This window comes from Pseudomonas mohnii (assembly GCF_900105115.1).
GTDB classification, from domain to species: domain Bacteria; phylum Pseudomonadota; class Gammaproteobacteria; order Pseudomonadales; family Pseudomonadaceae; genus Aquipseudomonas; species Aquipseudomonas mohnii.
Genome location: NZ_FNRV01000001.1, coordinates 2,966,335 through 2,991,591 on the forward strand (window position 1 = coordinate 2,966,335; position 25,257 = coordinate 2,991,591).

Here is a 25,257-nt window from a genome sequence, read left to right on the forward strand (position 1 = left end):
TGAGCACAATCCCTGAAAGACTAGCCTGGCCAGCCCCAAAAGATCGCAGCCTTCGGCAGCGCCTACAGGACGATATGTTCACCTGTAGGCGCCACCGAAGGCTGCGATCTTTCCCGGGCGCCAGTATATCGGGCCGGGCGAATAGTTACTCCAGTGCCTTCCAGATATCGGTCGCGTACTCACGAATGGTCCGGTCGGACGAAAACCAGCCCATCCGCGCCGTGTTCAGCACCGCAGAGCGCCACCATTCGTTCGAGTCATGCCAATGGGCTTCGACGCGCATTTGCGCATTCCAGTAGGAGTCGAAATCGGCGCACACCAGGAAGCGGTCGTAATCCACCAGTGAATCGATCAGTCCGGTGTAACGGGACGGATCATCCGGCGAGAACACCCCGCTACGAATGGCTTGCAACACGTCGCTGAGCCGATGGGATGCGGCGATGTCCGGCACTGCGCTGAACTCCTGGTTCTGCTTGCGCGCTTCGACTTGCTGGGCACTCAGACCGAAGATGAACATGTGTTCGGCGCCGATGCGTTCGCACATTTCCACGTTGGCGCCGTCCAGTGTGCCAATGGTCAACGCGCCGTTCAGGCCGAATTTCATGTTACTGGTGCCCGAGGCTTCGTAGCCGGCGGTAGAGATCTGCTCGGACAAGTCCGCCGCCGGAATGATGCTTTCCGCCAGGCTGACGTTGTAGTTGGGCAGGAACACCACTTTCAGCAACCCACGCACGGTCGGGTCGTTGTTCACCACCCGGGCGATGTCGTTGGTCAGTTTGATGATCAGCTTGGCCTGGTGATAACTCGCCGCCGCCTTGCCGGCAAAGATTTTCACCCGCGGCACCCAATCGACCTCCGGCTCGGCACGAATCGCCTGATAGAGCGCCACGGTGTGCATCAGGTTGAGCAGTTGCCGTTTGTATTCGTGGATGCGCTTGACCTGCACGTCGAACATGGCCGCCGGGTTGACCGCCACCCCCAGCCGTTCGTGAATGATGTAGGCCAGGGCTCTTTTGCTGTGCAGCCGTTGCTCGGCAAACGCCTTGCGGAATGCGCTCTTGTCGGCGAACGGTTCCAGACCGAGCAAGCGATCTTCAGGGTTGTCCAGCAGCTGCGGGCCAAGGGCATCGACCAGCATCGACGTCAGTTCGGAGTTGGCCTGATAGAGCCAACGGCGGAAGGTGATGCCGTTGGTTTTGTTATTGATCCGGTCCGGATAGAGCTTGTGCAGTTCGGAGAACACGGTTTTGCGCATCAACTGCGTGTGCAGCCCGGACACGCCATTGACGCTGTGGGAGCCGAGGAATGCCAGGTTGCCCATGCGCACGCGGCGGCCGTTGTCTTCTTCGATCAGTGATACCGCGCGCAACACGTCGAAGTCGTGAATGCCTTTGGCCCGCAACGAGTCGATGTGCTGGGCGTTGATCAGGTAAATGATCTGCATGTGCCGCGGCAGCATGCGCTCCATCAAGCCGACCGGCCAGGTTTCCAGCGCTTCGGGCAACAGCGTGTGGTTGGTGTAGGACAACGTGTCGACCGTAACCTGCCAGGCGGCGTCCCACGCCACATCGTAGACGTCGACCAATTGACGCATCAGCTCGGCCACGGCAATCGACGGGTGGGTGTCATTGAGCTGGATCGCCGCGTGATCGCCCAGCGTCAGTACCGAGGTGTGCATGTTGCGATGGCGGCGCAGCAAATCCTGCAGGGACGCGGCGACGAAGAAGTATTCCTGGCGCAGGCGCAGTTCCTGGCCGGCTTCGGTGCTGTCGGCCGGGTAGAGCACGCGGGAGATACTTTCGGCCCGGGCCACTTCGGCGACCGCTCCCAGGTGGTCACCGGCGTTGAAACGTTCCAGGTGCAGATCTTCCATGGCCCGCGCACGCCACAGTCGCAGCGTGTTCACGCTCGCCCCGCGCCAGCCGACCACCGGCGTGTCGTAGGCAATGGCCCGCACGGTTTCCGCCGGGTGCCAGACTTGCCTGGACTTGCCGCCTTCATCGGTCACGGTCTCGACGCTGCCGCCGAAACCAATCGGATACACCACTTCCGGCCGCTCGAACTCCCAGGGGTTGCCGAAATCCAGCCAGTGTTCGGTCTGCTCCTGTTGCCAGCCGTCGACAATGGCCTGACGGAACAAGCCATGCTCGTACCGAATGCCATAGCCATGACCGGCGATGCCCAGGGTCGACATGCTTTCCATGAAGCACGCCGCCAGACGACCGAGGCCGCCATTGCCGAGCGCTGCGTCGGGCTCCAGCAAGCGAATGCGTTCAAGGTCGACGCCCAGCTCGGTCAGCGCTTCACGCGCCACGTCCAGCAAACCGAGGTTGCTCAGGCTGTCGTAGAGCAAGCGGCCGATGAGGAATTCCAGGGACAGGTAGTAAACGCGCTTCTGACCTTTGCGGTAGATCTGGCGCGTATGGTCCATCCAGTGCTCCACCATGTGATCACGCGCCGCCAGCGCAATGGCTTCGAACCAGTCATGGTCGAAGGCGTGATCCGGGTCTTTGCCCACCGCGTAGGTGAGCTTGGTCAAGACGGCGTCGCGGAATGCGGCCACCTCTGCTTCGCGAACAAGTGGTTCTTGAGTCATCGATAAGACCTCGAGCGAGCTTTGAGTTGTCTGAGCCTAGACGGTCTGACAGGCGGTAGAGGCTCTGGTTCGGCAGTTTTTCCTGTTAGTGCGACTTAGATCGTTAATACATTGTCGTGTACTGGAATCAATGCAGGGGCCGTGCCGAATTTATGGCCAATCGGCCACCCAACGCAAAAAATCTGGCGAAAGGTTGTTCAAAAATCCACCAGTCCCGGTATGATCGCGCGCCCTGATGCATGCTGGTAACAACCGATGATGAAGCCGAACCTGATCGCCGCCGCGGAGATCGACCGACTCGATACCTGGGCCAAGTACTCTGCTCCGATGTGCGGCTCCTGCATATCCAGCTGCTGCACGCTGCCTGTCGAGGTCAAGATCAAGGATCTGATCCGTATCGGTATCGTCGACGAGTTCGAGCGCGGCGACCCGCCGAAGAACATCGCCAAGCGCCTGCAGAAGGAAGGGATCGTCGAGCGCTACAACCAGAAGTCCGAGATCTTCACCCTTCAGCGCATGAGCAACAACGATTGCCTGTACCTGGATCGTAAGAGCCGTCTGTGCACTATTTATGAAAAGCGCCCGGACACCTGCCGAAACCACCCGAAAATCGGCCCGCGGCCGGGGTATTGCGCGTACAAGCCCAAAGAAGTGGAGCGCGAGAAAAATTCGCGGCATATCGAGCGGTTCTGATTCCGCCTGACATTGGCGGTGGCTGATCGGCCGCCTTCGCTGGCAAGCCAGCTCCCACAATGATTGTTGTCGTACAAAAATTTCATGTACGACTCAAAACCCTGTGGGAGCTGGCTTGCCAGCGAAGAGGGCAGCACCGACACCGCACGAACTCCAGACTAATCGCAGACAAACAAAAACGCCCCCGGCCTTTCGACCGGGGGCGTTTTCGTTGAGCCAGGCTAAAGGTTACGCCTTGGCTTTCTTGGCAGCGCGGGTACGCTCGCTTTCGTCCAGGATCTTCTTGCGAAGACGGATGGACTTAGGAGTGACTTCACACAGCTCGTCGTCCTGGATGAATTCCAGAGCCTGTTCCAGGGTGAAGCGAACAGGTGGAACCAGGGCGATGGTTTCGTCTTTACCCGAAGCACGCATGTTGTCGAGCTTCTTGCCCTTGGTAGGGTTAACGCCCAGGTCGTTGTCACGGCTGTTCAGACCAACGATCTGACCGTTGTAGATTTCCTGACCGTGTTCAACGAACAGCTTGCCACGCGCCTGCAGGGTTTCCAGGGAGTAGGTCAGCGCCTTGCCAGTTTCAACCGAAACCAGAACGCCGTTCTGACGGCCGGACATGTCGCCGGACTTCATCACGTCGTAACGGTCGAAGATCGAGGTCAGGATGCCAGCACCGTTGGTCAGGGTCAGGAACTGGTTACGGAAACCGATCAGACCACGAGCAGGGATGTTGTATTCCAGACGTACACGGCCCTTGCCATCCGGCACCATGTTGGTCAGGTCGCCCTTACGCAGGCCCATCTCTTCCATCACCTTGCCTTGGGATTCTTCCGGCAGGTCGATGGTCACGTTTTCGTACGGTTCGTGCTTCACGCCGTCAACCAGACGGATGATCACTTCCGGACGGCCTACAGCCATTTCGAAGCCTTCGCGACGCATGGTTTCGATCAGTACCGAGAGGTGCAGCTCACCACGGCCGGAAACCTTGAACTTGTCAGCCGAGTCGCCTTCTTCAACGCGCAGTGCAACGTTGTACAGCAGCTCTTTGTCCAGACGTTCCTTGATGTTACGGGAAGTCACGAACTTGCCTTCTTTACCGCAGAAAGGCGAGTCGTTTACCTGGAAGGTCATGGAAACGGTTGGCTCGTCAACGGTCAGAGGCTTCATCGCTTCCGGGGTGTCGAGCTGGCACAGGGTGTCGGAGATGAACAACTCGTCCATACCGCTGATGCACACGATGTCGCCGGCAGCTGCTTCTTCAACGTCGACACGGTGCAAACCGTGGTGACCCATCAGCTTCAGGATACGACCGTTACGCTTTTTGCCGTCGGCGCTGATCGCCACAACCGGAGTGTTCGGCTTGACGCGACCACGAGCGATACGGCCAACGCCGATAACACCCAGGAAGCTGTTGTAGTCCAGTGCGGAGATTTGCATCTGGAACGGACCGTCACGGTCAACAGCCGGCGCCGGTACGTTGTCGACGATCGACTGGTACAGCGGGGTCATGTCTTCAGCCATTTCGTTGTGGTCCAGACCGGCAATACCGTTCAGGGCCGAGGCGTAGACGACTTTGAAGTCCAGCTGTTCTTCGGTGGCACCCAGGTTGTCGAACAGGTCGAAGATCTGGTCCAGAACCCAGTCCGGACGCGCGCCTGGACGGTCAACCTTGTTGATGCACACGATTGGACGCAGGCCGGCTTCGAAAGCCTTCTTGGTCACGAAACGGGTTTGCGGCATAGGGCCGTCTTGAGCGTCAACCAGCAGCAGAACGGAGTCGACCATCGACATTACGCGTTCAACTTCACCGCCGAAGTCGGCGTGGCCCGGGGTGTCCACGATGTTGATGTGGTAGCCGTTCCAGTTGATGGCGGTGTTTTTCGCCAGAATGGTAATACCGCGCTCTTTTTCCTGGTCGTTGGAGTCCATCACGCGCTCGTCGTTGAGCTCGTTGCGCTCCAGGGTGCCGGATTGACGCAGGAGTTTGTCTACCAGGGTGGTTTTACCATGGTCAACGTGGGCAATGATGGCGATGTTGCGTAGATTTTCGATCACTTGTGTATCTCGATCAGAGGATTCGGTGTGCTGACAGGTCGTGGCAGCGATTAACAGTAGCGTCCGTGAAAGCCGTTACAGCTTGACGGCGGCGTCGGGGGGCCGGTGACGCAAGCCACAGGCAAACAGCCCCGGGCACTTAGCTCGGTCGATAAACGCGCACATTGGCATGCCCCTCACTGAGCAAATGGTGGGCATGCAGGCGACTCATCACGCCTTTGTCGCAATACAACAGGTACTGGCGAGTAGGGTCCAGTTCCTTGAAACGAGCGTTCAGAGCATAAAACGGCATCGTTTGTACCTCGATACCAGCGAGTTCCAGCGGGTCATCCTCGGCGGCATCCGGGTGGCGGATGTCGATCACGATCTGACCGGCCAGCGCTTCGCTGACTTCTTCAATCTGAACGTCCTGGCCCAATTCATCGATTACGCGATCGATCGGCACCAGTTTGGCGTTCTCGAGCGCACGCTCAAGCACCGCCATGTCGAATTCTTTCTCTTCGTGCTCCACCCGATGGCGCTTGGCCGCCGTCTTGGGGTTCACCGAAATGACCCCGCAGTACTCCGGCATGTGCCGGGCGAAGTCGGCGGTACCGATTTCGTTGGCCAGGTCGATGATGTCCTGCTTGTGGCTGGCGATCAGTGGGCGCAGCACCAGCTTGTCGGTCACGCAGTCGATCACGGACAGGTTCGGCAGTGTCTGGCTCGAAACCTGGGAAATCGCTTCACCGGTAACCAATGCGTCAATGTGCAGGCGATCGGCGATTTGGGACGCAGCGCGCAACATCATACGCTTCAATACTACGCCCATATGACTGTTATCGACTTTACCGAGAATTTCTCCCAGCACTTCCTCGAATGGCACACTGACAAATAACACGCGTTGGGAGCTGCCGTACTTCTTCCAGATGAAATGCGCGACTTCCATAACGCCCAATTCATGGGCCCTGCCGCCCAGGTTGAAGAAGCAGAAATGGGCCATCAGGCCACGGCGCATGATCTGGTAGGCGGCGACGGTCGAGTCGAAACCGCCGGACATCAAGACCAGCGTCTGCTCCAGCGCACCCAGCGGATAACCGCCGATGCCGTTGTGCTGGCTGTGGATCACGAACAACCGTTGGTCGCGAACTTCGATGCGGACTTCGACTTCCGGCTTTTTCAGGTCGATCCCGGCGGCACCGCACTGACGGCGCAACTGGCTGCCGACATATTTCTCGATGTCGATTGAGCTGAATGGGTGCTTGCCGGCGCGCTTGCAGCGCACCGAAAAAATCTTCCCGGCCAGTGCATCACCGTAGTGCTGCTTGCACTTTTCGACGATGTCGTCGAAATCGCCCAGCGGGTATTCGTCGATCTGCAGGAAGTGCGCGATGCCCGGCATGCAGCTCAGGCGCTCGCCCATCTCTTTCAGGGCCTTGGGGTCGCTGACACGGGTTTCCAGCTCGAGGTTGTCCCACACACCGTTCACCACCACAGCCGGGTCCAGATCGCGGAGCACGGCACGGATGTTCTTGGCCAATTGGCGGATGAAACGCATCCGTACCGGGCGGCTCTTGATGGTGATCTCGGGAAAGACTTTTACGATTAGTTTCATGAAAACAGCGCGCGCTGGGCCAGCCGAAAAAGGGGGGCGCGGATTATAGCGGAAATTGCTCAAGGTTTAACCAGTTAATGTGCAGAAGGTTTTGCACGCACCAAAACAGGTCACTTTGAGGTCTGAGCGCCACATTAAGGGGCGCTAATTCAAGCATTTATAGGCCTCGCACCTCTATAAGCGTGAAATTGGGGCAAAAAACCCATGCTGGGGCACTGGCATGCAATTTGCTCCCTTGTGAGGCAGGTTGCCTTGGCAGAGTATTCGCGCCGGCATCACAAACATTTAAGGGCATCCACTACCAGCCCTAAGCCACCCGGAGGACACTATGTCGAAGTCGGTTCAACTCATCAAAGATCATGACGTCAAGTGGATTGATCTGCGGTTCACGGACACCAAAGGCACTCAGCACCACGTGACCATGCCGGCTCGCGACGCGCTGGATGAAGACTTCTTCGAAGTCGGCAAGATGTTCGACGGTTCTTCCATCGCTGGCTGGAAAGGCATCGAAGCCTCCGACATGATCCTGATGCCGGACGATTCCACCGCCGTTCTCGACCCGTTCACCGAAGAGCCGACCCTGATCCTGGTCTGCGACATCATCGAACCTTCGAGCATGCAAGGCTACGATCGCGACCCACGTGCGATCGCCAAGCGCGCCGAAGAGCACCTGAAAGCCACCGGTATCGGTGACACCGTGTTCGCCGGTCCAGAGCCAGAGTTCTTCATCTTCGACCAAGTCAAGTTCAAGTCCGACATTTCCGGTTCCATGTTCAAGATCTACTCCGAACAAGGTTCCTGGATGTCCGACCAGGACATCGAAGGCGGCAACAAGGGCCACCGTCCAGGCGTCAAAGGCGGCTACTTCCCGGTTCCACCGTTCGACCACGACCACGAAATCCGTACCTCCATGTGCAACGCACTGGAAGAAATGGGCCTGACCGTCGAAGTTCACCACCACGAAGTGGCAACTGCCGGCCAGAACGAAATCGGCGTCAAGTTCAACACCCTGGTGAAGAAAGCCGACGAAACCCAAACCCTGAAGTACGTCGTGCACAACGTTGCCGATGCCTACGGCCGTACCGCTACCTTCATGCCTAAGCCTCTGTACGGCGACAACGGTTCGGGCATGCACGTACACATGTCCATCTGGAAAGATGGCAAGAACACCTTCGCAGGCGAAGGCTATGCCGGCCTGTCCGATACCGCCCTGTACTTCATCGGCGGCATCATCAAGCACGGTAAGGCCCTGAACGGCTTCACCAACCCGGCCACCAACTCCTACAAGCGTCTGGTTCCAGGTTTCGAAGCTCCAGTAATGCTGGCCTACTCGGCTCGCAACCGTTCCGCTTCGATCCGTATTCCTTACGTGTCGAGCCCGAAAGCCCGCCGTATCGAAGCGCGCTTCCCGGACCCGGCTGCCAACCCGTACCTGGCGTTCGCCGCACTGCTGATGGCTGGCCTGGACGGCATCCAGAACAAGATCCACCCTGGCGATGCAGCTGACAAAAACCTGTACGACCTGCCGCCTGAAGAGGCGAAAGAGATCCCACAAGTTTGCGGCAGCCTGAAAGAAGCCCTGGAAGAGCTGGACAAAGGTCGTGCGTTCCTGACCAAAGGCGGCGTTTTCAGCGACGACTTCATCGACGCTTACATCGCCCTGAAAAGCGAAGAAGAAATCAAGGTTCGTACCTTCGTACACCCACTGGAATACGAGCTGTACTACAGCTGCTAATCCGGTAGCGCCTGCGCAAGCGGCGTGACAAAAAAGAGGCCTTCTTCGGAAGGCCTTTTTTGTGGGCAGTTTCCGACAACGGCTTGCTCATTCTCCTCGGACATTCACAGCATCGTCCGGCATCAATCCATTCGAGTAGCTCGTAGCCTATATCGACTTGCTTGAATTCAATGGATGGAAGAATGAAGACCTGCCTGCTCACACCCCTGATCGCCACTTTGACCACTGCGTTGCTGGGCTGCAGCCCCGCCTCACCTCCGGCGGGTATCGAACGCAAAATCCTGCTGCAAACCAGCACATCCTGGGACAGCACGCCTTACATTCGCTACCCCGACTCCGCACCCGAACTGTCAATGCTCAAACTCAAGATACCTGCCAACACCGAACTCGACTGGCATACCCACCCGATCCCCAACGCGGCATACATTCTTGCGGGCGAATTGACGGTGGAGAGCAGGGACAACGGCAAGATCCAGCACTTCAAACAGGGCGACGCGCTGGCTGAAATGGTCAATATCACGCATCGTGGAAAGACCGGTAACAAGCCGGTAGAACTTATTGTGTTCTATGCTGGCAGCCAAGGTATTCCATTGTCGGAGTAATCCTCGCGGCCCACCTGGAGTCTGAATGCGGCTGTTATCAATGCTTTTGCTGCTGTCTTTGGCTTTTCCCGTGATGGCGCAGATTTACAAATACACCGACGCCGATGGCAACACCGGATACAGCAATCAACCGCCAGATGGCGTTAAAGCCCAACCGGTCGAGTTGCCACCACTCAACAGTGTCGAAAGTCAGCCACCGAGAAAACCGGAACCGCCAGACAAAGCCGCCAACCCCGAACAACCTCACGTCACGTATGAGGTACTGGAACTCACTGGCCTGCCCGTCACCGAAGCCCTGCGCGCCAACGACGGCACCTTCACCGTCAACGTACTCATCAAGCCTCGCCTGCAAGGAACGCATCTGCTCAGACTATGGCTGGACGATCAACCGTATGGCCAACCCGGTAACGTACCGATCCTGCAACTGGTGAATATCGATCGCGGCCAGCATCGTATCGCCGTGCAAGTGATCGATGGCGATACGGTCATACAGCAAAGCCCAACCGTGACTTTTACCCTGCAACGGGTGCATAAGCGTTGAACGCCTGGCGCTGATCGCTTGCCGGTTCACGCTGCCGGAATCGGGTCTTCAGCGGCCGACCCGCCACAAAAAATCTACGCCTGCGCTTCTCCCCATCTCGTTCAGGTTTGCGCACTATATTGGTGCGATTGGTTGCACTCACGTCGAAATCCAACCCATTTTGGTTCGAAAGTACCCGCAAAAGCTGGCAGAGCGCCACGCAATCGAGCGTCAAACGCCTGTTTCAGGGGGACGACGCTTCTTTTCGGAGCCTTGGTTTGGTTTTTGCAGTTTCCTCGCATCAGCTCTTTATTCATGCGCCAAAAGAGGTCCTGAATGACCATCAGTGACGCACTACACCGCTTGCTACTCGACAACCTGACCACGGCGACCATCCTGCTCGATGCCGAATTGCGCCTTGAGTACATGAACCCGGCCGCGGAAATGCTCCTGGCCATCAGCGGCCAGCGCAGCCACGGGCAGTTCATCAGCGAGCTGTTCACCGAGTCCACCGAGGCGCTGAATTCCTTGCGCCAGGCGGTGCAGCAGGCGCATCCGTTCACCAAGCGCGAAGCGATGCTCACCGCCCTCACCGGCCAGACCCTGACGGTCGATTACGCGGTCACGCCGATCCTGAGCAATGGCGACACCCTGCTATTGCTCGAGGTCCATCCCCGTGACCGTTTGTTGCGGATCACCAAGGAAGAAGCGCAGCTGTCGAAACAGGAAACCAGCAAGATGCTGGTGCGTGGCCTGGCGCACGAAATCAAGAACCCGCTGGGCGGGATTCGTGGCGCGGCACAATTGCTGGCCCGCGAACTGCCGGAAGAAAGCCTGCGCGACTACACCAACGTGATCATTGAAGAAGCCGATCGCCTGCGTAATCTGGTGGATCGCATGCTCGGCTCCAACAAACTGCCGTCGCTGGCCATGTGCAACATCCATGAAGTGCTGGAGCGCGTCTGTCACTTGGTCGAGGCCGAAAGTCAGGGCTGCATCACATTGGTGCGCGATTACGACCCAAGCATTCCGGACGTCCTGATCGACCGCGAACAAATGATTCAGGCCGTGCTGAACATCGTGCGTAACGCAATGCAAGCGATCAGCAGCCAGAACGAGCTGCGCCTGGGCCGCATCACGCTGCGCACCCGTGCCATGCGCCAATTCACCATCGGCCACGTACGCCATCGTCTGGTGACCAAGATCGAAATCATCGACAACGGCCCGGGCATTCCTGCGGAACTACAGGAAACCATTTTCTTTCCCATGGTCAGCGGCCGTCCGGACGGTACCGGGCTGGGCCTGTCCATTACCCAGAACATCATCAGCCAGCACCAGGGCCTGATCGAGTGTGACAGCCACCCGGGCCACACCACTTTCTCGATCTTTCTGCCACTGGAACAAGGAGCCACATCGACATGAGCCGTAGTGAAACCGTGTGGATCGTCGATGACGACCGTTCTATCCGTTGGGTCCTGGAAAAAGCCTTGCAACAAGAAGGCATGACCACGCAAAGCTTCGACAGCGCCGATGGCGTGATGAGCCGCCTGGCTCGCCAGCAGCCGGACGTGATCATCTCCGACATCCGCATGCCAGGCGCCAGCGGCCTGGACCTTCTGGCACGGATTCGCGAACAACACCCACGGCTGCCGGTGATCATCATGACCGCGCACTCCGATCTGGACAGCGCTGTCGCGTCCTACCAGGGCGGTGCGTTCGAATACCTGCCCAAGCCGTTCGATGTCGACGAGGCGGTGTCCCTGGTCAAGCGCGCCAACCAGCACGCCCAGGAACAGCAAGGACTCGAAGTCGCCCCGACCCTGACCCGCACCCCCGAAATCATCGGCGAAGCGCCGGCGATGCAGGAAGTGTTTCGCGCCATCGGGCGCTTGAGCCACTCCAACATCACCGTGCTGATCAATGGCGAATCGGGTACCGGTAAAGAACTGGTGGCCCACGCCCTGCACCGTCACAGTCCGCGCGCGGCGTCGCCGTTCATTGCGCTGAACATGGCGGCGATCCCCAAAGACCTGATGGAATCCGAGCTGTTCGGCCACGAGAAAGGCGCCTTCACCGGCGCGGCTAACCTGCGGCGCGGGCGTTTCGAGCAGGCGGACGGCGGCACGCTGTTCCTCGATGAAATCGGCGATATGCCGGCCGACACCCAGACTCGGCTGCTGCGGGTCCTGGCCGATGGCGAGTTCTATCGCGTCGGTGGTCACGTGCCGGTGAAGGTCGATGTGCGAATCATCGCCGCAACGCACCAGAATCTGGAAACCCTGGTGCACGCCGGGAAATTCCGTGAGGACTTGTTTCACCGCCTCAACGTGATCCGCATCCACATTCCGCGCCTGTCGGATCGTCGCGAAGACATCCCGACCCTGGCCAAGCACTTCCTCAGCCGTGCCGCGCAGGAGCTGGCCGTCGAGCCGAAGCTGCTGAAAAACGAAACCGAGGAATACCTGAAAAACCTGCCATGGCCGGGCAACGTGCGTCAGCTGGAGAACACTTGCCGCTGGATCACCGTCATGGCATCAGGCCGTGAAGTGCACATCGGTGACTTGCCGCCGGAGCTGCTGAGCCTGCCTCAGGATTCGGCACCGGTGACCAATTGGGAGCAGGCGCTGCGCCAATGGGCTGATCAGGCGCTGGCGCGTGGCCAGTCGAGTCTGCTCGACAGCGCGGTGCCGGCGTTCGAACGGATCATGATCGAAACCGCCCTCAAGCACACCGCAGGCCGTCGTCGCGATGCCGCCGTGTTGCTGGGCTGGGGTCGCAACACCCTGACTCGCAAGATCAAGGAGCTGGGGATGAAGGTCGATGGCGGGGATGACGATGAGGGGGATGAAGGTTAAGCAACCTTCAGTGCTTCACTCACCACAGCATCCAATCGCGAGCAGGCTCGCTCCCACCGTGGGTCCTGAGTGTTTTCGCAATCGCGTGAACACCACTCCCCTGTAGGAGCGAGCCTGCTCGCGATGGGGCCGGCACATTCAACATCATTGCTGCCGGCCAACATTTAGCACCCTGTGCACCGCCGCAACGCACCGTGACCTGCAATCGGGCACTACTTCTGATCCGACATCTCGCCTGAATTCGCAATCGAACCCCAATCGAAAAAACACGAAAGCCCCGAAATACGGGGCTTTCAGCGTTATCCGGCGGATATCTGTTTCATATTGTTAAAACCTGGCACGCCCCCTGCAATAGTCCATTCAGTGATTCAGTTCACTACCCAGTTTCGGGGACCTTGGTACAGGCAGGCCGGGGATTCCCCCTTTACACCGGGCTCACACCGCACTAGCGACGAGCCGCCGTTTTTGGGGTCCTTGGTACAGGCAGGCCGGGGATTCCCTCTTTACACCGGGTTCACGATGCAATGCGCGAACCCTCCCGTTTTGGGAACCTTGGTACAGGCAGGCCGGGGATTCCCCCTTTACACCGGGTTCACGATGCAATGCGCGAACCCTCCCGTTTTGGGAACCTTGGTACAGGCAGGCCGGGGATTCCCCCTTTACACCGGGTTCACGATGCAATGCGTGAACCCTCCCGTTTTGGGAACCTTGGTACAGGCAGGCCGGGGATTCCCTCTTTTATTGCTCTCGGAGATGGATCTCCAGCCGCCAGCGGTCATCGACCTCGCTTCCGGTCCAGTCGCCCTGCAGGGGCCGGGCCGCCACCAGCGTCAGCAACAACCCCCCATCACTCAAACGCGTTCGCCAGTTGACGTCCTTGCCGTTGAGCTTGAGTTGACCCTTTTGCACCTTGCCTTCGGCTTCGAACAACAACGCGACACTGCCATCGACAATCTCGCCATGGACCTTGGGTTCATTGTTGAACCAGACCACCAGCCCGTTATCCATCACTTCGACCTGCTGCAGTTCGCTGGGGTCGGGCGTGGTCAGGCGTCCGATCATCATCCCGACCATCACCCCGACAATCGCCAGCGAACCCATCACGCGCGGGAATAGTTTCGAACGAGAGTCGGGTTGCGGCGTAGAATGCCGCTCATCTTTACCTTCGGAGCCGTGCATGTTTCACGTCATCCTCTTCCAACCGGAAATTCCGCCGAATACCGGCAACGTTATCAGGCTGTGCGCCAACAGCGGCTGCCACCTGCATTTGATCGAACCGCTGGGCTTCGAGATGGACGACAAGCGACTGCGCCGGGCCGGCCTCGACTATCACGAGTATGCCACCCTGCAACGCCACGCAGACCTTGCGAGCTGCCTGGAAAGCCTCGGCCATCCGCGAGTGTTCGCCTTCACCACCAAGGGTTCGCGGCCATTCCACGACGCCAGCTTCGCCGAGGGTGATGCCTTCCTGTTCGGCCCCGAAAGCCGTGGCCTGCCCGCCGAAGTGCTGGACGCGCTGCCCGGCGAACAACGCCTGCGCCTGCCGATGCGCGAAGGCTGCCGCAGCCTGAACCTGTCCAACACCGTAGCCGTGGCCGTGTACGAGGCTTGGCGGCAGAACGGCTTCAAATAACACCGCAAAAAAATGTGGGAGCGAACTTGCTCGCGATGGCGGTGTTTCAGTCAACATCAATGTTGAAGCTGATGACCTCATCGCGAGCAAGCTCGCTCCCACATTTGGACCCGCTTATTGAACGGTTGGAGTCTCGCCAGCCGCCTGCATGCGTTGCAGCTCTTGCGCGTACAGCGCGTCGAAGTTAACCGGAGCCAGCATCAGCGCCGGGAACGAACCACGGGTCACCAGGCTGTCCAGGGTTTCGCGAGCGTACGGGAACAGGATGTTCGGGCAGAACGCGCCGAGGGTGTGGCTCATCGAAGCGTCATCCAGGTTCTTGATCAGGAAGATCCCGGCCTGTTGCACTTCAGCGATGAACGCCACTTCGTCACCGTTCTTCACCGTGACCGACAGGGTCAGCACGACTTCATGGAAATCGTTTTCCAGAGCCTTTTGACGGGTGTTCAGGTCCAGACCGACGCTCGGTTCCCACTGCTGGCGGAAGATCGCCGGGCTTTTCGGGGCTTCGAAGGACAGGTCACGGACATAAATGCGCTGCAAGGAGAATTGCGGTGCAGTTTCTTCTTCGTTCGCAGCAGTGTTCTGTTGGTCAGTCATCGCAGATCCTTCTTGATCCAGGGGTCTTTTAGGTTTGCTTGTTTTGAATACAGCAGTCAGGCCTTGAGCATCGCGTCGAGCTTGCCGGCGCGCTCCAGGGCAAACAAATCATCACAACCGCCAACATGGGTGCTGCCGATCCAGATCTGCGGCACGGACGTACGTCCGGCTTTTTGAGCCATTGCGGCGCGCACCTGCGGCTTGCCATCGACCTTGATCTCTTCGAAGGCCACGCCTTTGTTCTCGAGCAGGTACTTGGCTCGCGAGCAATAAGGGCAGTAATCGCTGGAATAGACGACGACGTTGCTCATATCACTTCACCAGCGGCAGGTTGTCGGCTTTCCAGCTGGAAACGCCACCGGACAACTTGGCGGCGGTGAAGCCGGATTTCATCAGCTCGCGAGCGTGAGTGCCGGCGGTCTGGCCCAGGGCATCGACCAGAATGATGGTCTTGGCCTTGTGTTTTTCCAGCTCGCCGATGCGGGCGGCCAGTTTGTCCTGGGGAATGTTCACCGCGCCCACGATGTGACCAGCGGCGAAATCCTTGCTCGGACGGATGTCGACCACTACCCCGGCGTCCTTGTTGACCAGTGCGGTCAGTTCGCCGGTGCTCAGGCTACGGCCGCCGCCCTGCATTTGGTAGGCAATCAGCAACGCCAGCAGTACGACGAAGATACCGACGAGAATGTAGTGGTTAGTGGCAAATTCAATCAGGTGAGCAACCATCGAAGGAGGTTCCAGGGCGTTAAAATGTCGGCCAGTATACACAGCCACCAAGGTGGGCCAAACCCCGTCCGGCGGTGACGCCGCAGGAACTTCGCTTTAAACTGCCACTCCCTTTTCCATCACCCCTTTTTATCTCAGCCACGAGTGGATTCCATGACTACCACGCCTAAACCTTTGGTCCTGATGATTCTCGACGGCTTCGGTCACAGTGAAAGCCAGGAAGGCAATGCCATCTATGCCGCCAAGAAGCCTGTGCTCGACCGTTTGTGGGCCACCGCGCCGAACGGCCTGATCTCGGGCAGCGGCATGGACGTCGGCCTGCCGGATGGCCAGATGGGTAACTCCGAAGTTGGCCACATGAACCTCGGCGCTGGCCGCGTGGTGTATCAGGACTTCACTCGCGTGACCAAATCGATCCGCGACGGTGAGTTCTTCGAGAACCCGACCATCTGCGCCGCCGTGGACAAAGCTGTTGCCGCCGGTAAAGCCGTGCATTTCATGGGCCTGTTGTCCGATGGCGGGGTGCACAGTCACCAGGATCACCTGGTCGCCATGGCTGAACTGGCCGCCAAGCGCGGCGCGGAAAAAATCTACCTGCACGCCTTCCTCGATGGCCGCGATACCCCACCGAAAAGCGCGCAATCGTCGATCGAACTGCTGGACGCGGCTTTCCAGGCGCTGGGCAAGGGCCGCATCGCCAGCCTCATCGGTCGTTATTTCGCCATGGACCGCGACAACCGCTGGGACCGCGTAGCCCAGGCCTACAACCTGATTGTCGATGGCCAGGGCGAATTCAACGCCGCCACCGCCCAGGAAGGCCTGCAAGCGGCCTACGAGCGTGGCGAGAGCGACGAGTTCGTCAAGGCCACCTCCATCGGTGAACCGGTGAAAGTCGAGGACGGCGACGCCGTTGTCTTCATGAACTTCCGCGCCGACCGCGCCCGCGAGCTGACCCGCGTTTTCGTTGAAGACGACTTCAAGGAGTTCGAACGCGCGCGCCAGCCAAAACTGGCCGGCTTCGTGATGCTGACCCAATACGCCGCCAGCATTCCCGCGCCAGCCGCCTTCGCCGCCGGCAGCCTGGAAAACGTGCTGGGCGATTACCTGGCGAAAAACGGCAAGACTCAGCTGCGCATCGCTGAAACCGAGAAATACGCCCACGTGACCTTCTTCTTTTCCGGTGGTCGCGAAGAACCGTTCCCGGGCGAAGAGCGCATCCTGATTCCGTCGCCGAAAGTCACCACTTATGACTTGCAGCCAGAGATGAGCGCGCCGGAAGTGACCGATCGCATCGTCGATGCCATCGAACACCAGCGTTATGACGTGATCGTCGTCAATTACGCCAACGGCGACATGGTTGGCCACAGCGGCGTGTTCGACGCGGCGGTAAAAGCCGTTGAATGCCTGGACCAGTGCGTCGGCCGTATCGTCGAAGCCCTGGAAAAAGTCGGTGGCGAAGCGCTGATCACCGCCGACCACGGCAATGTCGAGCAGATGTCCGATGAATCCACCGGTCAAGCGCACACCGCGCACACCACCGAGCCGGTGCCGTTCATTTATGTTGGCAAGCGCGACCTGAAGGTTCGCGAAGGCGGCGTGCTGGCGGATGTGGCCCCGACCATGCTGAAACTGCTGGGCCTGGAAAAACCGGCGGAAATGACCGGGACTTCCATTTTGGTGTAATCACCGTTAATCCCTGTGGGAGCTGGCTTGCCAGCGATAGCAATCTGCCAGCCAACTTCTATGTTGAATGTCAGGCCGCCATCGCGGGCAAGCCCGCTCCCACAGTGGTTTTTGGCGGTTTGGAAGCCTAATTCCCCCTGCATTCCCCTCCAGTTATCACACAGCCCCAATTGGGCGTTTTTTTTGCAGCGTGGGGCGGGCATACTAGGCCGTCCCTTTCCCTGGTGTCGCCCGCCTCTATGCTTCGCGTCCTGATAGCCCTCGCTCTGACTTGCCTGCTCCAACCGGCCTTTGCTGACGAGCGCGCGCAAACCCAACAGCAGCTGGACGCTACGCGCCAGGACATTGCCGAGCTGAAAAAACTGCTGGGCAAATTGCAGGAAGAAAAATCCGGTATCCAGAAAGATCTGAAAGGCACCGAGACCGAAATGGGCAAGCTCGAGAAGCAGGTCGAAGCCCTGCAAAAAGAGCTGAAGAAGAGCGAATCCGAGCTGCAGCGGCTCGATGCAGAGAAAAAAAAACTCCAGAGCGCACGCACTGAACAGCAACGACTGATCGCCATCCAGGCCCGCGCGGCCTACCAGAATGGCCGTCAGGAGTATCTCAAGCTGCTGCTCAATCAGCAGAACCCCGAGAAATTCGCCCGCACCCTCACCTATTACGACTACCTGAGCCAGGCCCGCCTGGAACAGCTGAAGAACTTCAACGAAACCCTGCGCCAGCTGGCTAATGTCGAAAAAGACATCGCCGCCCAGCAAGCGCAATTGCTCGTGCAGCAAAGCAGCCTGGAAACCCAGCGCGGCGAACTCGAGAAAGTTCGCCAGGAGCGCCAGCAAGTCCTGGCCAAGCTCAATGACGACGTCAAGGCGCGCGACCAGAAACTGGCCGCCCGCGAGCAGGATCAGGCAGACCTGTCTAAAGTCCTTAAAACCATCGAAGAAACCCTGGCCCGCCAGGCTCGTGAGGCTGAAGAAGCGCGGCAAAAAGCGCTGATAGCCCAGCAGGAAGCCGAAAAAAAGCGTTTACGTGAGGCCCAGGCACAGGCAGAAGCCACCGACGACGCCCCACGCAAACCCGTTAAATCGACACCTGGCGCACTGGTCTCCAGTTCAGGCGAGACGTTTGGCGGTCCATTTGCGTCAACCCGAGGCAAACTTCCATGGCCTGTCGACGGTCGACTGTTGGCACGCTTCGGTGAAAGCCGTGGCGACGATGCCCGGACCAAGTGGGACGGCGTGATGATCGGCGCCTCCGCCGGCAGCGCGGTGCATGCGGTTCACGGCGGTCGCGTCGTGTTCGCCGACTGGTTGCGCGGTGCCGGGTTGCTGGTGATTCTCGACCACGGCAACGGTTTTTTGAGTCTTTACGGTCACAACCAGACGCTGCTCAAGTCTGCGGGTGACGTGGTAAAAGCCGGTGAGTCCATCTCCACTGTCGGTAACAGTGGCGGGCAGGACACACCAGCGCTGTATTTTGCTATTCGTCAGCAGGGTCACCCGAGTGATCCGGCGCAATGGTGCCGCGCGCAAGGATAAGCGTGCCGCCTAATTCAGGAGTTCGTTCGACATGCTGCATTTGTCCCGCCTTACCTCGCTGGCCCTGACGATCGCCCTGGTGATCGGCGCGCCGTTGGCGTTTGCCGCTCAACCGGCCCCGGCCGTCGCGCCTGCTGGCACTGCTGCGACCACCAAGGCGCCATTGCCCCTGGAAGAGTTGCGCACCTTTGCCGAGGTCATGGATCGGATCAAAGCCGCTTATGTCGAGCCGGTAGACGACAAGACCCTGTTGGAAAACGCCATCAAGGGCATGCTCAGCAACCTTGATCCGCACTCTGCCTATCTGGGCCCGGAAGACTTCGCCGAACTGCAGGAAAGCACCAGCGGCGAATTCGGCGGTCTGGGCATCGAAGTCGGCGCCGAAGACGGCTTCATCAAGGTGGTATCGCCCATCGATGACACCCCGGCCTCCAAGGCTGGCATCCAGGCCGGCGACTTCATCGTCAAGATCAATGGCCAGCCGACTCGCGGCCAGAGCATGACCGAAGCCGTGGACAAGATGCGCGGCAAGATCGGCCAGAAAATCACCCTGACCCTGGTGCGCGATGGCGGTACGCCGTTCGACGTGACCCTGGCCCGCGCCATCATCCAAGTGAAGAGCGTGAAGAGCCAGCTGCTGGAGTCCGGCTACGGCTACATCCGCATCACCCAATTCCAGGTCAAGACCGGCGAAGAAGTCTCCAAGGCTCTGGCCAAGCTGCGCAAGGAAAACGGCAAGAAGCTCAACGGCATTATTCTTGACCTGCGCAACAACCCTGGCGGGGTGCTGCAAGCGGCAGTGGAAGTGGTCGACCACTTCATCACCAAAGGTCTGATCGTCTACACCAAGGGCCGCATCGCCAACTCCGAGCTGCGCTTCTCGGCCACCGGCAAGGACGAAAGCGAAGCCGTGCCAATGGTCGTGCTGATCAACGGCGGCAGCGCCTCGGCTTCGGAAATCGTCGCCGGTGCCCTGCAGGATCAGAAACGCGCCGTGCTGATGGGCACCACCAGTTTCGGCAAAGGCTCGGTCCAAACCGTGCTGCCGCTGAACAACGACCGCGCGCTGAAGATCACCACGGCGCTGTACTACACGCCGAACGGCCGCTCGATCCAGGCGCAGGGCATCGTGCCGGACATCGAGGTGCGCAAGGCCAAGATCACCAACGAGCAGGACGGCGAGTACTTCAAGGAAGCCGATCTGCAAGGCCACCTGGGCAATGGCAACGGCGGCGCCGACAAACCAACCGGTTCCAGCGGCAAGGCCAAGCCAATGCCGCAGGACGATGATTACCAACTGGCCCAGGCCCTGAGCCTGCTCAAAGGGCTGAGCATTACGTCCGGCCGTTGAGGATGACGCTGCGCTTCATCCTCGTGCTGTTGTGCTGTCTGGCGGGTACTGTTCACGCGGAGCCCGCCAGGCAGAAGCCTCACAAAGCCTATCTGAGCCTGATCATCGATGACCTGGGGCAAAATTTGCCCCGGGATCGTCGTGTGCTGGCGCTGCCCGGCCCGGTGACTACGGCGATCATGCCCGACACGCCCCACGCCGGCGAATTCGCTCGCGAGGCCCATCGCGCTGGCAAAATCGTCATCCTGCACATGCCCATGGACCCGGCCACCGGTCCGTTCGCCTGGCACCCTGACCTGCCCATCGAAGAACTTGAGAAACGCCTCGACGCCGCGTTCAAAGCAGTGCCCTTCACCGCCGGAATCAACAACCACATGGGCAGTCGCATGACCGCTCAGCAACCAGCGATGGCGTGGTTGATGGCGAACTTGCAGGGGAGGCACAAATTCTTCGTCGATAGCCGCACCAGCGCGCAAACCGTGGCGGCTGCCGAAGCGCAGAAGATCGGCCTGGCGAGTGTTTCTCGGGATGTGTTCCTGGACGACGAGCGCACCGAGGCGGCGATCCTCACGCAGCTCCAGACGGCGATCAGCCTGGCGCAAAAACAGGGTTCGGCGGTGATGATCGGGCATCCGTATCCGCAGACGCTGGCGGTCCTGGAGCGCGAACTGCCCAAGCTCAAGGCTCAGGGCATCAACTGGATCGATATCAAGCAGATGATCAGTGTACGCAGCAATAGGGCGACAGCTGCCCATGGAAAGGACGGGGTGTACCGCTAGTTAGCGGCAGCACGCACCCCCACGGGGGAATGCAAAAAACTCCGCAGAGCGGCTTTAGAGATACCGCGCCATGATCTCTTCCACCTTGCCTTCCTTGCGCAGTTGATCCAGCGCCGCCTGAAGCCTGGCCACCATCTCGTCCGGCACATCCTTGTTCAACGCCAGGTACAACTCGGCACTGTTGAACCGCAATACGGTCTTGAGCCCGTTTACGCCTTCCTGACGCGCCAGGTAGCGCCCGGCCGGATCTCCCGTCGCCCACAGATCGATCTGGCCGTTGACCAGCTTGCTGGCGTTATCCTGATCGCGTAGCACCACGATGGGATTGAGCCCCTGCTTGGCCAGTGTCTCGGCGATCGCGTCGCCTTTGTAGGCGCCAATCTTGTATTGACGGGCGTCATCCAGGGTTTCGAGGGTGATTTTGCTGTCAGCTTTGGCCAACATGATCCAGTCGTCCGGACCGATGGGGCCAACCCATTTGAAGAGTTTTTCGCGATCAGGCAGCCGCGCCATGACGAACACCCCGTAGCCGGGCTTTTCCAGGGTGAGTTTGTAGATTCGTTCCCATGGGAAACGTAGCGTCAGGCTGTAGGTAATCTCGGCGCGCTTGAAAATTTCGCGGACGATATCGGTGGCGATGCCATTGATGTTTTCGTCCTGCGCAAAGTTCTTGCCATTCTTCGCCATGTTGTACGGAGGGAAGTTTTCCGTCAGCAACACTATGTCGGTGGCGGGATTGTCTGCCGCCCGCACTCCACTGAGGAACAACAGGCAAGCGCTGGCGAGGACAAGCAGAAGGCGTTTAAACATTGTCTGGCTACCGAAATCCATGGCGTACCCAAGAGTGCCTTGAGCCCGCCATGATGTCCACTGGCCTGCATCGGTTTGTTGAAGGTCTGTGCGAAAACTTGCCGAGCGGCAATCAGGCAAGGCAAAAACAGGCGAGGAACGGCCGGGGTCGCGTTCGACTGTAGGGGCCTACATGAGCATTCCGAGCCTGTTTTTAACGCAGCATGATTGTCGCGCAGGCAGTTTTCGCGCAGAGCTTAGCGCATCACAATTCCGCGATGGGCCATATAAGCCTTGGCTTCCTGCACGGTGTATTCGCCGAAGTGGAAGATACTCGCTGCCAACACCGCGCTGGCGTGGCCTTCGAGGATACCGTCGGCCAGGTGTTGCAGATTGCCGACGCCGCCGGAAGCGATCACCGGAATCCCCAGCGCATCGCTGATGGCCCGGGTGACGCCCAGGTCGAAGCCGTTTTTCATGCCGTCCTGGTCCATGCTGGTCAGCAGGATCTCGCCAGCACCCAGGCCTTCCATTTTCTTCGCCCACTCAACCGCGTCGAGGCCGGTCGGCTTGCGCCCGCCGTGGGTGAAGATTTCCCAGCGCGGGGTTTCGCCCGGGCCGGAAACCTTCTTCGCGTCGATCGCGACCACGATGCATTGCGAACCGAAATGCTGCGCCGCTTCGCCGACGAACTCCGGGTTGAACACTGCTGCAGTGTTGATCGAGACCTTGTCCGCACCGGCATTGAGCAGGTTGCGAATGTCTTGCACGGTGCGCACGCCACCGCCCACGGTCAGCGGGATGAACACCTGGCTGGCCATGCGCTCGACGGTATGCAACGTGGTGTCGCGACCATCGACGCTGGCGGTGATGTCGAGAAAAGTAATCTCGTCCGCGCCCTGCTCGTCGTAGCGACGGGCGATTTCCACCGGGTCACCGGCATCGCGGATGTTTTCGAATTTCACACCCTTGACCACCCGGCCGTTATCCACGTCCAGGCAAGGGATGATGCGTTTGGCCAGGGCCATGCTTAATCTCCGATTAAGAGTTGCAAGCTTCAAGCTTCAAGCTACAAGAAAGAACGGACCGCAGTCACGCTTCTAACTTGCAGCTTGTAGCTTACAGCTTGGAGCTGGTCGCGTAGCTATCGCAGAAAGCCTGAGCTTCTGCCACATCCAGCGTGCCCTCGTAGATCGCCCGGCCGGTGATGGCGCCGATGATGCCTGGCGCCTTGGCGTCGAGCAGCGTCTTGATGTCGCCCAGGTTGTGGATACCCCCGGAAGCGATCACCGGGATCCTGGTGGCAGCGGCCAGCGCGGCGGTGAACGGTACGTTGCAGCCCTGCATCATGCCGTCTTTGGCGATGTCGGTATAAACGATGGCGGACACGCCGTCGGCTTCAAACTGCTTGGCCAGGTCGATGACCTGAATGGTGCTGATTTCAGCCCAGCCGTCGGTGGCGACGAAACCATCCTTGGCATCCAGGCCGACGATCACCTTGCCGGGGAACGCGCGGCAGGCTTCGGCAACGAACGCTGGATCCTTCACGGCCTTGGTACCGATGATCACGTAGCTCACGCCCGCTTTGACGTAGTGCTCGATGGTTTCCAGGGAACGGATACCGCCGCCGATCTGGATCGGCAGGTTCGGATAGCGCTTGGCAATCGCGGTCACCACTTCGCCGTTGACCGGCTGGCCTTCGAAGGCGCCGTTCAGGTCGACCAGATGCAGACGACGGCAACCACCCTCGACCCACTTGGCAGCCATGCTCACCGGATCATCGGAGAACACTGTGGAATCTTCCATGCGGCCCTGGCGCAGACGAACACAGGCACCGTCTTTAAGATCGATAGCGGGAATAATGAGCATGCTTTTTCCTTCGTCAAAAGAGCTGCAAGCTGCAAGCTATAAGCTGCAAGCAAGCACGCGTACTAATTCTTGCAGCTTGAAGCTTGAAGCTTTCAACTGCTTTTTTCGAGCGCCCACAGGTCGCTTTCGATGCTTTCGAACCTCTCTTTGAGGTGCGTCTGCACATCGAAAATCGCCCTGTTGTAATAGTGCGGAGCAATTTCACGGGTAAACAGCTCAAGAATCTCAGCCGCCTCGAATGTGCCGAGGTCGAGTTCGAAGCGGTCTTCCATGAAACGCTTGATCTTGCTGTTGGCCTCGCTCTCCTGCTCAGGGGTGAGCGTGAGGATCGGCGGCCTGGATTTCTTGATGGCCATTTACCAGCGACCGTCCCACGCAGCGAAGTTCTGCAGCAACTGCAGGCCATGGGTATGGCTCTTCTCCGGGTGGAACTGCACGGCGAAACGCGAGCCATCGGCCAGCGCCGCGGCGAAATCGACACCGTAGTGACCGCCACCGACCACCTGACGCGCATTGGCGGCGGCGATGTAGTAGCTGTGTACGAAGTAGAAGCGCGCCAGGTCCGGAATATCGTGCCACAGCGGGTGACTCACCTTCTGCTTCACTTCGTTCCAGCCCATGTGCGGGACTTTCAGGTGTTCGCCGTCTTCGACGAGATCCTTGCCAAAGAACTTCACCTGGCCCGGGAACAGGCCGATGCAGTCGACGCCGTCGTTCTCTTCACTGCTGTCGAGCAAGGCTTGCATGCCGACACAGATGCCGAGGAACGGACGGTCCTGGCTGACTTCACGCACCAGCGAGTCGAAGCCCAGGCGACGGATCTCCGCCATGCAATCGCGAATCGCGCCGACGCCGGGGAAAACCACCCGGTCGGCTTCGCGAATCACATTCGCATCGCTGGTGATCAGGACCTTGCCGGCACCGACGTGCTCGAGGGCCTTGGCCACCGAGTGCAGGTTGCCCATGCCGTAATCGATAACCGCAACTGTCTGCATTACAGGACGCCCTTGGTCGATGGCATTTGCCCGGCCATGCGATCATCGAGTTCGACGGCCATGCGCAGGGCGCGGCCGAAAGCCTTGAACACGGTTTCGATCTGGTGGTGGGTGTTGTGGCCACGCAGGTTGTCGATGTGCAGGGTGACATTGGCGTGGTTGACGAAGCCCTGGAAGAATTCCTGGAACAGGTCAACGTCGAAGCCGCCGACAGTCGCGCGGGTATACGGAACATGCATCTGCAGGCCGGGACGGCCGGAGAAGTCGATCACCACGCGCGACAGCGCTTCATCGAGCGGCACGTAGGCGTGACCGTAGCGACGGATACCTTTCTTGTCGCCGATGGCTTTGGTGAATGCCTGACCCAGGGTGATACCGACATCTTCCACCGTGTGGTGGTCATCGATATGCAGGTCGCCTTTACTGACGATATCCAGGTCGATCAGCCCGTGACGGGCGATCTGGTCGAGCATGTGCTCAAGAAAAGGAACACCGATCTCAAATCGGGCCTTTCCGGTGCCATCCAGGTTGATCGAGGCTTTGATCTGGGTTTCCAGAGTGTCGCGCTCGACAGACGCCTTACGTTCGGCCATCACCAGCTCCGCAAAATCATTGGGCGAAAAAGGCAACCATTATAGGGGCGCGGGCCGGAA

Annotated in this window: 24 protein-coding genes; 11 read left to right on the forward strand and 13 right to left on the reverse strand. The window is 59.3% G+C overall.

Features of this window, described 5'->3' with window-relative positions:
* Positions 1 to 145: 145 nt before the first annotated feature.
* Positions 146 to 2,596 (reverse strand): glycogen/starch/alpha-glucan phosphorylase, encoded by a 2,451-nt coding sequence (locus tag BLV61_RS13675; RefSeq protein WP_047536363.1) that lies wholly within the window; start codon positions 2,594 to 2,596, stop codon positions 146 to 148.
* A 255-nt stretch (positions 2,597 to 2,851) separates the two neighbouring features.
* On the opposite strand from BLV61_RS13675, the gene BLV61_RS13680 reads away from it, so the two are divergent.
* The gene (locus BLV61_RS13680; protein ID WP_047536361.1) at positions 2,852 to 3,289 is read left to right on the forward strand and encodes a YkgJ family cysteine cluster protein; all 438 of its coding nucleotides are present in this window, start codon (positions 2,852 to 2,854) and stop codon (positions 3,287 to 3,289) included.
* Positions 3,290 to 3,517: 228 nt separating this feature from the next.
* On the opposite strand, the gene typA is transcribed toward BLV61_RS13680, so the two are convergent.
* Together typA and thiI are read right to left on the reverse strand one after the other, a co-directional pair.
* A complete protein-coding gene (typA, locus tag BLV61_RS13685; RefSeq protein ID WP_090465730.1) occupies positions 3,518 to 5,338 on the reverse strand; it encodes a translational GTPase TypA in 1,821 nt (606 codons plus the stop codon).
* Between the two features lie 139 nt (positions 5,339 to 5,477).
* Positions 5,478 to 6,932, reverse strand: a complete 1,455-nt coding sequence (gene thiI / locus BLV61_RS13690) for a tRNA uracil 4-sulfurtransferase ThiI (RefSeq protein WP_047536356.1) — start codon at positions 6,930 to 6,932, stop codon at positions 5,478 to 5,480.
* A 328-nt stretch (positions 6,933 to 7,260) separates the two neighbouring features.
* On the opposite strand from thiI, the gene glnA reads away from it, so the two are divergent.
* The 5 genes from glnA to ntrC all read left to right on the forward strand — a co-directional run bounded on the left by glnA (position 7,261) and on the right by ntrC (position 12,644).
* Positions 7,261 to 8,667: a type I glutamate--ammonia ligase gene (gene glnA, locus BLV61_RS13700; RefSeq protein ID WP_047536354.1), complete on the forward strand. Its 1,407-nt coding sequence runs from the start codon at positions 7,261 to 7,263 to the stop codon at positions 8,665 to 8,667.
* Positions 8,668 to 8,849: 182 nt separating this feature from the next.
* A complete protein-coding gene (locus BLV61_RS13705; protein WP_052193644.1) occupies positions 8,850 to 9,269 on the forward strand; it encodes a cupin domain-containing protein in 420 nt (139 codons plus the stop codon).
* A gap of 25 nt (positions 9,270 to 9,294) precedes the next feature.
* Complete coding sequence (locus BLV61_RS13710) at positions 9,295 to 9,810, forward strand: DUF4124 domain-containing protein (protein WP_090465733.1); 516 nt, start codon at positions 9,295 to 9,297, stop codon at positions 9,808 to 9,810.
* Between the two features lie 315 nt (positions 9,811 to 10,125).
* Positions 10,126 to 11,211 (forward strand): nitrogen regulation protein NR(II), encoded by a 1,086-nt coding sequence (gene glnL / locus BLV61_RS13715; RefSeq protein ID WP_047536351.1) that lies wholly within the window; start codon positions 10,126 to 10,128, stop codon positions 11,209 to 11,211.
* On the forward strand, positions 11,208 to 12,644 hold the full coding sequence (ntrC, locus tag BLV61_RS13720; RefSeq protein ID WP_047536349.1) for a nitrogen regulation protein NR(I): 1,437 nt from the start codon (positions 11,208 to 11,210) through the stop codon (positions 12,642 to 12,644). The genes glnL and ntrC overlap by 4 nt, the downstream gene beginning before the upstream one ends.
* A gap of 738 nt (positions 12,645 to 13,382) precedes the next feature.
* Here the strand turns inward: ntrC and BLV61_RS13730 are convergent.
* Complete coding sequence (locus BLV61_RS13730) at positions 13,383 to 13,823, reverse strand: hypothetical protein (RefSeq protein ID WP_090465736.1); 441 nt, start codon at positions 13,821 to 13,823, stop codon at positions 13,383 to 13,385.
* Between BLV61_RS13730 and trmL the strand changes: the two genes are divergently transcribed.
* Positions 13,822 to 14,277: a tRNA (uridine(34)/cytosine(34)/5-carboxymethylaminomethyluridine(34)-2'-O)-methyltransferase TrmL gene (gene trmL / locus BLV61_RS13735; protein WP_090465740.1), complete on the forward strand. Its 456-nt coding sequence runs from the start codon at positions 13,822 to 13,824 to the stop codon at positions 14,275 to 14,277. The two genes, BLV61_RS13730 and trmL, sit on opposite strands and share 2 nt — an antisense overlap.
* 114 nt (positions 14,278 to 14,391) lie before the next feature.
* Here trmL and secB read toward each other — a convergent pair whose 3' ends face one another.
* Genes secB through BLV61_RS13750 form a run of 3 tightly spaced genes read right to left on the reverse strand, consistent with a single transcriptional unit; the run spans position 14,392 to position 15,603 of the window.
* Complete coding sequence (gene secB / locus BLV61_RS13740) at positions 14,392 to 14,877, reverse strand: protein-export chaperone SecB (protein ID WP_047536344.1); 486 nt, start codon at positions 14,875 to 14,877, stop codon at positions 14,392 to 14,394.
* Between the two features lie 56 nt (positions 14,878 to 14,933).
* On the reverse strand, positions 14,934 to 15,188 hold the full coding sequence (gene grxC / locus BLV61_RS13745; RefSeq protein WP_008149430.1) for a glutaredoxin 3: 255 nt from the start codon (positions 15,186 to 15,188) through the stop codon (positions 14,934 to 14,936).
* A gap of 1 nt (position 15,189) precedes the next feature.
* Positions 15,190 to 15,603 carry a rhodanese-like domain-containing protein gene (locus BLV61_RS13750; protein WP_047536339.1) on the reverse strand — a complete coding sequence of 138 codons (414 nt, stop codon included), beginning with the start codon at positions 15,601 to 15,603 and terminating at the stop codon, positions 15,190 to 15,192.
* Between the two features lie 153 nt (positions 15,604 to 15,756).
* Between BLV61_RS13750 and gpmI the strand changes: the two genes are divergently transcribed.
* From gpmI to BLV61_RS13770, 4 genes are all read left to right on the forward strand, one after another.
* On the forward strand, positions 15,757 to 17,286 hold the full coding sequence (gpmI, locus tag BLV61_RS13755; protein WP_090465743.1) for a 2,3-bisphosphoglycerate-independent phosphoglycerate mutase: 1,530 nt from the start codon (positions 15,757 to 15,759) through the stop codon (positions 17,284 to 17,286).
* A gap of 239 nt (positions 17,287 to 17,525) precedes the next feature.
* A complete protein-coding gene (locus BLV61_RS13760) occupies positions 17,526 to 18,821 on the forward strand; it encodes a murein hydrolase activator EnvC family protein (protein WP_047536335.1) in 1,296 nt (431 codons plus the stop codon).
* A gap of 31 nt (positions 18,822 to 18,852) precedes the next feature.
* Positions 18,853 to 20,172, forward strand: a complete 1,320-nt coding sequence (locus BLV61_RS13765; protein WP_047536333.1) for a S41 family peptidase — start codon at positions 18,853 to 18,855, stop codon at positions 20,170 to 20,172.
* Between the two features lie 2 nt (positions 20,173 to 20,174).
* Complete coding sequence (locus BLV61_RS13770; RefSeq protein WP_090465746.1) at positions 20,175 to 20,951, forward strand: divergent polysaccharide deacetylase family protein; 777 nt, start codon at positions 20,175 to 20,177, stop codon at positions 20,949 to 20,951.
* Between the two features lie 54 nt (positions 20,952 to 21,005).
* On the opposite strand, the gene BLV61_RS13775 is transcribed toward BLV61_RS13770, so the two are convergent.
* The 6 genes from BLV61_RS13775 to hisB all read right to left on the reverse strand — a co-directional run bounded on the left by BLV61_RS13775 (position 21,006) and on the right by hisB (position 25,197).
* On the reverse strand, positions 21,006 to 21,761 hold the full coding sequence (locus tag BLV61_RS13775; RefSeq protein ID WP_090465748.1) for a substrate-binding periplasmic protein: 756 nt from the start codon (positions 21,759 to 21,761) through the stop codon (positions 21,006 to 21,008).
* 236 nt (positions 21,762 to 21,997) lie between these two features.
* Complete coding sequence (hisF, locus tag BLV61_RS13780; protein WP_007897430.1) at positions 21,998 to 22,768, reverse strand: imidazole glycerol phosphate synthase subunit HisF; 771 nt, start codon at positions 22,766 to 22,768, stop codon at positions 21,998 to 22,000.
* Positions 22,769 to 22,859: 91 nt separating this feature from the next.
* On the reverse strand, positions 22,860 to 23,609 hold the full coding sequence (hisA, locus tag BLV61_RS13785) for a 1-(5-phosphoribosyl)-5-[(5-phosphoribosylamino)methylideneamino]imidazole-4-carboxamide isomerase (RefSeq protein WP_090465755.1): 750 nt from the start codon (positions 23,607 to 23,609) through the stop codon (positions 22,860 to 22,862).
* Between the two features lie 92 nt (positions 23,610 to 23,701).
* On the reverse strand, positions 23,702 to 23,965 hold the full coding sequence (locus BLV61_RS13790; protein ID WP_090465758.1) for a DUF2164 domain-containing protein: 264 nt from the start codon (positions 23,963 to 23,965) through the stop codon (positions 23,702 to 23,704).
* Positions 23,966 to 24,604, reverse strand: coding sequence for an imidazole glycerol phosphate synthase subunit HisH (gene hisH / locus BLV61_RS13795; protein WP_090465760.1), 639 nt, complete (start codon positions 24,602 to 24,604; stop codon positions 23,966 to 23,968).
* Positions 24,604 to 25,197 (reverse strand): imidazoleglycerol-phosphate dehydratase HisB, encoded by a 594-nt coding sequence (hisB, locus tag BLV61_RS13800; protein ID WP_047536319.1) that lies wholly within the window; start codon positions 25,195 to 25,197, stop codon positions 24,604 to 24,606. Before hisB ends, hisH begins: the two co-directional genes overlap by 1 nt.
* Positions 25,198 to 25,257 lie beyond the last annotated feature (60 nt).

What these genes read in the sequence shown, in the direction of transcription:
- BLV61_RS13750 (WP_047536339.1), bottom strand. Translation starts at nt 15,603, where the DNA reads ATGGTTGCTCACCTGATTGAATTTGCCACTAACCACTACATTCTCGTC.
- glnA (WP_047536354.1), top strand. Translation starts at nt 7,261, where the DNA reads ATGTCGAAGTCGGTTCAACTCATCAAAGATCATGACGTCAAGTGGATT.
- BLV61_RS13680 (WP_047536361.1), top strand. Translation starts at nt 2,852, where the DNA reads ATGATGAAGCCGAACCTGATCGCCGCCGCGGAGATCGACCGACTCGAT.
- BLV61_RS13730 (WP_090465736.1), bottom strand. Translation starts at nt 13,823, where the DNA reads ATGCACGGCTCCGAAGGTAAAGATGAGCGGCATTCTACGCCGCAACCC.
- secB (WP_047536344.1), bottom strand. Translation starts at nt 14,877, where the DNA reads ATGACTGACCAACAGAACACTGCTGCGAACGAAGAAGAAACTGCACCG.
- hisF (WP_007897430.1), bottom strand. Translation starts at nt 22,768, where the DNA reads ATGGCCCTGGCCAAACGCATCATCCCTTGCCTGGACGTGGATAACGGC.
- hisH (WP_090465760.1), bottom strand. Translation starts at nt 24,604, where the DNA reads ATGCAGACAGTTGCGGTTATCGATTACGGCATGGGCAACCTGCACTCG.
- glnL (WP_047536351.1), top strand. Translation starts at nt 10,126, where the DNA reads ATGACCATCAGTGACGCACTACACCGCTTGCTACTCGACAACCTGACC.
- ntrC (WP_047536349.1), top strand. Translation starts at nt 11,208, where the DNA reads ATGAGCCGTAGTGAAACCGTGTGGATCGTCGATGACGACCGTTCTATC.
- BLV61_RS13710 (WP_090465733.1), top strand. Translation starts at nt 9,295, where the DNA reads ATGCGGCTGTTATCAATGCTTTTGCTGCTGTCTTTGGCTTTTCCCGTG.
- hisB (WP_047536319.1), bottom strand. Translation starts at nt 25,197, where the DNA reads ATGGCCGAACGTAAGGCGTCTGTCGAGCGCGACACTCTGGAAACCCAG.
- BLV61_RS13760 (WP_047536335.1), top strand. Translation starts at nt 17,526, where the DNA reads ATGCTTCGCGTCCTGATAGCCCTCGCTCTGACTTGCCTGCTCCAACCG.
- BLV61_RS13765 (WP_047536333.1), top strand. Translation starts at nt 18,853, where the DNA reads ATGCTGCATTTGTCCCGCCTTACCTCGCTGGCCCTGACGATCGCCCTG.
- BLV61_RS13675 (WP_047536363.1), bottom strand. Translation starts at nt 2,596, where the DNA reads ATGACTCAAGAACCACTTGTTCGCGAAGCAGAGGTGGCCGCATTCCGC.
- BLV61_RS13770 (WP_090465746.1), top strand. Translation starts at nt 20,175, where the DNA reads ATGACGCTGCGCTTCATCCTCGTGCTGTTGTGCTGTCTGGCGGGTACT.
- grxC (WP_008149430.1), bottom strand. Translation starts at nt 15,188, where the DNA reads ATGAGCAACGTCGTCGTCTATTCCAGCGATTACTGCCCTTATTGCTCG.
- trmL (WP_090465740.1), top strand. Translation starts at nt 13,822, where the DNA reads ATGTTTCACGTCATCCTCTTCCAACCGGAAATTCCGCCGAATACCGGC.
- BLV61_RS13705 (WP_052193644.1), top strand. Translation starts at nt 8,850, where the DNA reads ATGAAGACCTGCCTGCTCACACCCCTGATCGCCACTTTGACCACTGCG.
- thiI (WP_047536356.1), bottom strand. Translation starts at nt 6,932, where the DNA reads ATGAAACTAATCGTAAAAGTCTTTCCCGAGATCACCATCAAGAGCCGC.
- BLV61_RS13775 (WP_090465748.1), bottom strand. Translation starts at nt 21,761, where the DNA reads ATGTTTAAACGCCTTCTGCTTGTCCTCGCCAGCGCTTGCCTGTTGTTC.
- hisA (WP_090465755.1), bottom strand. Translation starts at nt 23,609, where the DNA reads ATGCTCATTATTCCCGCTATCGATCTTAAAGACGGTGCCTGTGTTCGT.
- BLV61_RS13790 (WP_090465758.1), bottom strand. Translation starts at nt 23,965, where the DNA reads ATGGCCATCAAGAAATCCAGGCCGCCGATCCTCACGCTCACCCCTGAG.
- gpmI (WP_090465743.1), top strand. Translation starts at nt 15,757, where the DNA reads ATGACTACCACGCCTAAACCTTTGGTCCTGATGATTCTCGACGGCTTC.